Source organism: Mycobacterium sp. ABE4_509, from assembly GCF_056160785.1.
In genome coordinates, this window is sequence record NZ_JBSWXU010000227.1 from 1 (window position 1) to 5,419 (window position 5,419).

The following is a 5,419-nucleotide window of genomic DNA, read 5'->3' on the forward strand; positions in this document are numbered from 1 at the left end:
ACCTCGCCGCGGCCCAGCGCGGCGACGAACTCCGGGCGCGGTTGGCCGCATTCACGGTGATCGAGCAGCGCGGCGACGGTTTCGCCGACCGGCTGGCCAACGCGCACGCCGACACCGCGGTCGCCACCGGCGGGCTGCCGGTGCTGCAGATCGGCATGGACACCCCGCAGGTCAGCGCGGAACTGATCGGGCGGTGCGCACGAACCCTGACCGGGGGCGGCGCGGTGCTGGGGATGGCCCGCGACGGCGGCTGGTGGGTGCTGGGCGTCACCGACGCCGCGACCGCCGGGTGCCTGCGTCAGGTACCCATGTCGGCGCCGGACACCGGGGCTGTAACGCTTGCCGCGCTGCGGCACACGGGGGTCGATGTGGAACTCGTCTGTGAACTCGCCGATGTGGACACCATCGACGACGTCGCCGGGGTGCGCGGTGCGTGTCGGCCCCAGTCCCGCTTCTTCCAGGCCACCGCAGCGGCGGTGGCCTGATGTTCGGGCACCTCTACGACCGCGCGCTGGGCGGCGAACGCTGCTGGGTGCGTCATGACGACGGCCGGGTCGGCCGGCTGCCGGTGGGCAGCTGGCTGGGCGGCAGCGGCGCCGACACCAGGTTCGACCACGCGGTGGTCGGCATGTGCCGGGGGCCGACGATCGACCTGGGCTGTGGGCCCGGCCGGCTGGTCGCGCATCTGATCGAGCGCGGCGTCCCGGCACTCGGGGTGGACGTGTCGGCGACCGCGGTGGAACTCGCCCGGCGCAGCGGCGCGCCGGCACTGCGCCGCGATGTCTTCGAGCCGCTGCCCGGCACCGGACGCTGGCATCACGTGCTGCTGGCCGACGGCAACGTCGGCCTCGGCGGTGAGCCCAGCCGCATCCTGCACCGGGCCGCCGAACTGTTGCGCCGCGGCGGCTGCTGTGTCGCCGAATTCGATTCCGCGGCGACCGGAATCAACGTCAGCTGGGTTCGGCTGGAATCAAAACGGGCGATCGGGCCGTGGTTCCGCTGGGCATCGGTCGGCATCGACTCGGTGCCGGCACTGGCCGCCGAGGTGGGATTGGCGGTGGCGGGCATCCACCCGATCGGTCGCCGCGTCGTCGCGACTCTGGTCGCCCAATGAGCACGCGCTCGCCACGCGGCACGGCCGTGACAGCGCGCGTCGGTCTGGTGCTCGGCGTCACCGTCGCGGTGTGCTTCCTCACCGGGCTGATCTCGCACCTCATCCAGCACCCGCCGGGGTGGTTCTGGTGGCCGACCAGCCCGGTGTGGCTCTACCGGTTCACCCAGGGGCTGCACGTGATCTCCGGGATCGCCGCCATCCCGCTGGTCGTGGTGAAGCTGTGGTCGGTGTGGCCCAAGCTCTTCGAGCGCCCGGTGATCGGCGGGCCGGTCCGTCAGCTGGAGCGGTTGTCGATCCTGGTGCTGGTCGCCTCGATGCTGTTCCAGCTGTCCACCGGCCTGCTCAACATCGCGCAGTGGTACGCGTTCAAGTTCTTCTTCACCACCGCCCACTACGCGATGTCCTATGTCGCGATCGGCGCGGTCGCGGTGCACATCGGGGTCAAGCTGCCCGTGGTGCGCGCCGCGCTGGGGGAGCCGCTGGACGACGCCCCGCGCGGCGACCTGCCGGTGCCGTCGCGACGCACCGTGCTGCGCGGCACCTGGCTGGCGGTGGGGCTGGCCACCCTGGTCACGGCCGGGCAGACCGTTCCGTGGCTGCGCCAGGTGTCGGTGCTGGCTCCGCGCACCGGGGAGGGGCCGCAGGGGGTTCCGGTGAACCGCAGCGCGATCGCGGCCGGGGTGATCCGGGCCGCGCGGTCACCGGAATACCGGCTCACGGTCGTCAACGGGGAACGCCGCCGCGTGTTCAGCCTGGCCGATCTCGAGGCGATGGGCCAGGCCACCCACCGGTTGCCGATCGCCTGTGTGGAGGGCTGGAGCGCGAACGCCGACTGGACCGGCGTGGTGTTGGCCGACCTGCTGGCGACCGTGGACGCCCCGGCCGACTCGGATGTTCGGATGATCTCGCTGGAACCGCCGGGCCCGTACTCGCGTACGGTGCTGCCGGCCCGGCATGCCCGCGACGCCAAGACGCTGATTGCGTTGCAGGTCAACGGGCAGACACTGCACCTCGACCACGGCTACCCGTGCCGGCTGATCGCCCCGACCAGGCCCGGTGTGCTGCAGACGAAGTGGCTGTCTCGAATTGAGGTCGTCTGATGTCCGCGATCACCGCGGTGCGGGTGTGCTTCGTGGCGGTGGGGTTGCTCGGCATCGGCTACGGGGCGCTGCTGCTGTGGGAGTTCGACCCGGTGATCATGCTGCGGATCGCGGTGTGGGCGGCCGTGGGGGTGGTGGTGCACGACTTCGTGTTCGCGCCGCTGGCCGCCGCCGCGGGGATGGCCGCCCGGCGGTTGATCCCGGCCGGGTGGCTGCCCCCGGTCGCGGTGGCGGCGTTGTGCACGGTGGTGCTGGTGTTGTTGGCGATCCCGGTCTACGACAAGCCCGGGATGCGTCCGGACAACATGACGGTTCTCAACCGTGACTACCCGCTGGGCTTCTGGGTGTCGGTGGCGATCGTGTGGGCCTGCGTGCCGGTGTACTACCTGCTGCGCCGGCTGCTACCAGTTCGTCAGGATGACGTGGTTGAGCACCAGCGCGCCGATGACGTTGAGCGCCAACCACCATCGCAGTGACGGGCGCGGCAGCAGTGCGGTCGCGGCCACCAGCCACACGGTGAACGGCAGCCAGATGCGTTCGGTCTCGGCCTTGCTCAGCCGGGACAGGTCGGCGAACAGGATCGCCAGCAGTGCGCCGAGCACCAGCAGATGCAGCCCGGAGCGGCGTCGCAGCGCCGCGGGGTCGAACGCGCGGGCCAACCCGGCGACACTGCCCAGGCCGATCGCGCACACCGTCGCCGCGAGGTTGGCCCACCCCCAGTACTGGAACGGCCGGTCGTTGGCGATGCCCTGCCAGTAGCGTTCCTGCACCAGCAGGTAGCCGTCGAACCACCAGAAGCCGGCGACGGCGAACACCGCCACCACGGCCACCGCGGCCAGTACCGCCGGTGCCAGCGCCGACAGTGCGGGCCGCCAGCCCGCGGCGCTGATCAGCACTGCGACCGCGGGCAGCGCCATCAGGCCCACGCCGTAGTTGAGGAAGATGCCCCAGCCCAGCAGCAGCCCGGCGCCGGCGGCGGCCAGGAGCGGAAGCCGCGCGGTGCGGGTGACCGCCAGCGCCAGCAGCGTGATCCCCCAGGCCGCCACGCCGGCGAAGTAGCCGTCGGCGGAGACCGCGATCCAGATCGCCGTCGGGGCCACCGCCACGAACGGTGCGGCGGTGCGCGCGGCGTCCTCGTCGGCCAGCGCCCGGACGGTGACGATGATGGCGGCCGCGATGCTGGAGCCGACCAGCAGGCACAGCAGACCGGCCCAGGCGCCGCCGCCCAACCCGATCCGGTCGAGCCACACGAACGTCAGCAGGGCCCCGGGCGGATGCCCGGAGACGTGGGTGATCCAGGAGTCCGGCTGGTAGTCGATGATTCGGTCGGCGAAGGTGCGCACCGCCTCACCGGCATCGGTCACCGAGGGCACCTGGCGCAGGTATTCGTGGCGGGCCTCCAGGCGGTGCGCGAAGCCGCGCTGCCAGCCGTCGATCATGGCCAGGCTGAACGCCCATGCCGCCGAGGTCGCCCACGCCACCCAGGGCAGCGCGCGCCACGGCAGCCGGCGGGCCAGTGCCGGCCCCCAAAGCACGGCCGCCACGCCGAGGGCGATGGCCGGCACGGTGCCGGGGCCGACGTGGGCGTTCCACCAGCCGAAGATCGGTGCGGTGTCGGCGAAAGCGCGGAAACGGCGCGGGGAGGCGTTGATCAGTGGGGTGACTATGCCCAGATCGAGGCGCGGCACCACGAACGCCGCGACCACCAGAACCACGGCGCCGCTGACGGCAATCGCTTCTCTGCGTCCGATTCGCACCCTCCCATAGTGCCCAGCGTCGTCGCCGGGCGCGCGAACCGGCCGGTGGTCAGTACAGCATCGAGCGCATGCTGTCCTCGCTGAGGTAGGCCTCCAGCTCCTCGAGGCTCACGTCGGTGCGCATCGCCGCCTTGGCCAGCTTCGCGGCGCTGGGCACCGCCTCGGGGTTCCAGTTCTCCGGTGCCCAGGCATCCGAGCGCAGGAACGCCTTGGCGCAGTGGAAGAACACCTCCTCGACGGCGATCTCGAGCGCCAGGATGGGGCGTTTGCCCTGCACCGCCATCGTGTCGAAGTAGTCCGCGTCGGACAGGACGCGGGCCCGGCCGTTGATCCGCAGCGTGTCGCCGCGGCCGGGAATGACGAACAGGGTGCCGGCGTGCGGGCGTTGCAGCACGTTGAGGTAGCCGTCGACGCGTCTGTTGCCGGGCCGCTCCGGGATGGCGATGGTCGTGTCGTCGACGACGTGCGCGAATCCGGCCGGGTCGCCCTTCGGCGACACGTCGACCCGGCCCTGGCTGTCGGTGGTCGCCACGAAGCCCAGCGGCGAGTGCGCCAGCCAGAGCCGGTGGGCCGCCGAGAGCCTGTCGGCCACCTTGTCGGCCACCGCGTCGTTGGGAAACCCGACGATGGCGCGCAGCTCGTCGACGGAGGTCACCTCGTTGCTCACCGGTGCGATTATCCGCGTCGCGGCGTCGTTTGGGTGGCGCTCAGGTGTCCGGCGACAGCCGGCGCAGCGCAGCGCGGTCGAGCTTGCCGATACCGCGGCGGGGCAGCGTGTCGAGGACGTGCAGCTCGCGCGGCGCGGCGGTGCGGGGCAGCGTCTGGGCGGTGTGGGCGCGCAGCTGCGGCAGGGTCAGCGAGTGCCCCGGTGTGAGCACCACGGCGACCGCGACGCGCTGCCCGAGCCGCTCGTCGGGAACGCCGAACACGGCGCATTCGGCGACCGCGGGATGGGCCGCCACCGCGGCCTCCACGAGCCCGGGCAGAACCGTCAACCCGCCGGTGCTGATCGCGTCGTCGGCCCGGCCGGCGACGGTCAGAACGCCGCGGTCGTCGACGGCCCCGATGTCGTCGGTGCGGAACCAGCCCGGTTCGGCGAACGGGTCGGGCGTCACCGGGTTTCGGTACCCGCAGGCCACCGTCGGCCCGCCCAGCCAGATCCGGGCTTCGGCGTCGACACGCACCTGCACACCGGGCAGCGCGACCCCGTCGTACACGCAGCCGCCCGCCGTCTCGCTCATCCCGTAGGTCCGGGTCACCGAAATACCCGCTGCGGCGGCCCGTTGCGCGACCGCCGCCGGCATCGGGCCGCCACCGATGAGTACCGCGTCCAGCTCGGCCAGCGCCGCGGCAGCGCCGGGGTCCTGCAGTGCCTTGTCCAGCTGGGCCGCCACCAGCGAGGCGTAGCGGCGCCCGGAGCCCAGTGCGGCGACCGCGCCGGCCAGGTC

Annotated in this window: 7 protein-coding genes; 4 read left to right on the top strand and 3 right to left on the bottom strand. The window is 72.5% G+C overall.

The window, feature by feature from the left end; all coding sequences use genetic code 11:
• The 4 genes from ACXAID_RS26905 to ACXAID_RS26920 form a co-directional block, all read left to right on the top strand.
• Positions 1-485: TIGR04282 family arsenosugar biosynthesis glycosyltransferase (locus ACXAID_RS26905; RefSeq protein ID WP_475025230.1), on the top strand; the 485-nt coding region annotated here is incomplete at its 5' end.
• Positions 485-1,114 (top strand): methyltransferase domain-containing protein, encoded by a 630-nt coding sequence (locus tag ACXAID_RS26910; RefSeq protein ID WP_475025231.1) that lies wholly within the window; start codon positions 485-487, stop codon positions 1,112-1,114. The genes ACXAID_RS26905 and ACXAID_RS26910, both read left to right, overlap by 1 nt.
• Positions 1,111-2,214: a molybdopterin-dependent oxidoreductase gene (locus tag ACXAID_RS26915; protein WP_475025232.1), complete on the top strand. Its 1,104-nt coding sequence runs from the start codon at positions 1,111-1,113 to the stop codon at positions 2,212-2,214. The genes ACXAID_RS26910 and ACXAID_RS26915 overlap by 4 nt, the downstream gene beginning before the upstream one ends.
• Positions 2,214-2,690: a hypothetical protein gene (locus tag ACXAID_RS26920; protein ID WP_475025233.1), complete on the top strand. Its 477-nt coding sequence runs from the start codon at positions 2,214-2,216 to the stop codon at positions 2,688-2,690. The genes ACXAID_RS26915 and ACXAID_RS26920 overlap by 1 nt, the downstream gene beginning before the upstream one ends.
• Here the strand turns inward: ACXAID_RS26920 and ACXAID_RS26925 are convergent.
• The 3 genes from ACXAID_RS26925 to menE all read right to left on the bottom strand — a co-directional run.
• Positions 2,616-3,971 (bottom strand): hypothetical protein, encoded by a 1,356-nt coding sequence (locus ACXAID_RS26925; RefSeq protein ID WP_475025234.1) that lies wholly within the window; start codon positions 3,969-3,971, stop codon positions 2,616-2,618. The two genes, ACXAID_RS26920 and ACXAID_RS26925, sit on opposite strands and share 75 nt — an antisense overlap.
• A 49-nt stretch (positions 3,972-4,020) precedes the next feature.
• On the bottom strand, positions 4,021-4,638 hold the full coding sequence (locus ACXAID_RS26930; RefSeq protein WP_475025235.1) for a pyridoxamine 5'-phosphate oxidase family protein: 618 nt from the start codon (positions 4,636-4,638) through the stop codon (positions 4,021-4,023).
• 40 nt (positions 4,639-4,678) lie between these two features.
• Positions 4,679-5,419 (bottom strand): o-succinylbenzoate--CoA ligase (menE, locus tag ACXAID_RS26935; RefSeq protein ID WP_475025236.1); only part of this gene is annotated, 741 nt, incomplete at its 5' end.

What these genes read in the sequence shown, in the direction of transcription:
- ACXAID_RS26910 (WP_475025231.1), top strand. Translation starts at nt 485, where the DNA reads ATGTTCGGGCACCTCTACGACCGCGCGCTGGGCGGCGAACGCTGCTGG.
- ACXAID_RS26915 (WP_475025232.1), top strand. Translation starts at nt 1,111, where the DNA reads ATGAGCACGCGCTCGCCACGCGGCACGGCCGTGACAGCGCGCGTCGGT.
- ACXAID_RS26920 (WP_475025233.1), top strand. Translation starts at nt 2,214, where the DNA reads ATGTCCGCGATCACCGCGGTGCGGGTGTGCTTCGTGGCGGTGGGGTTG.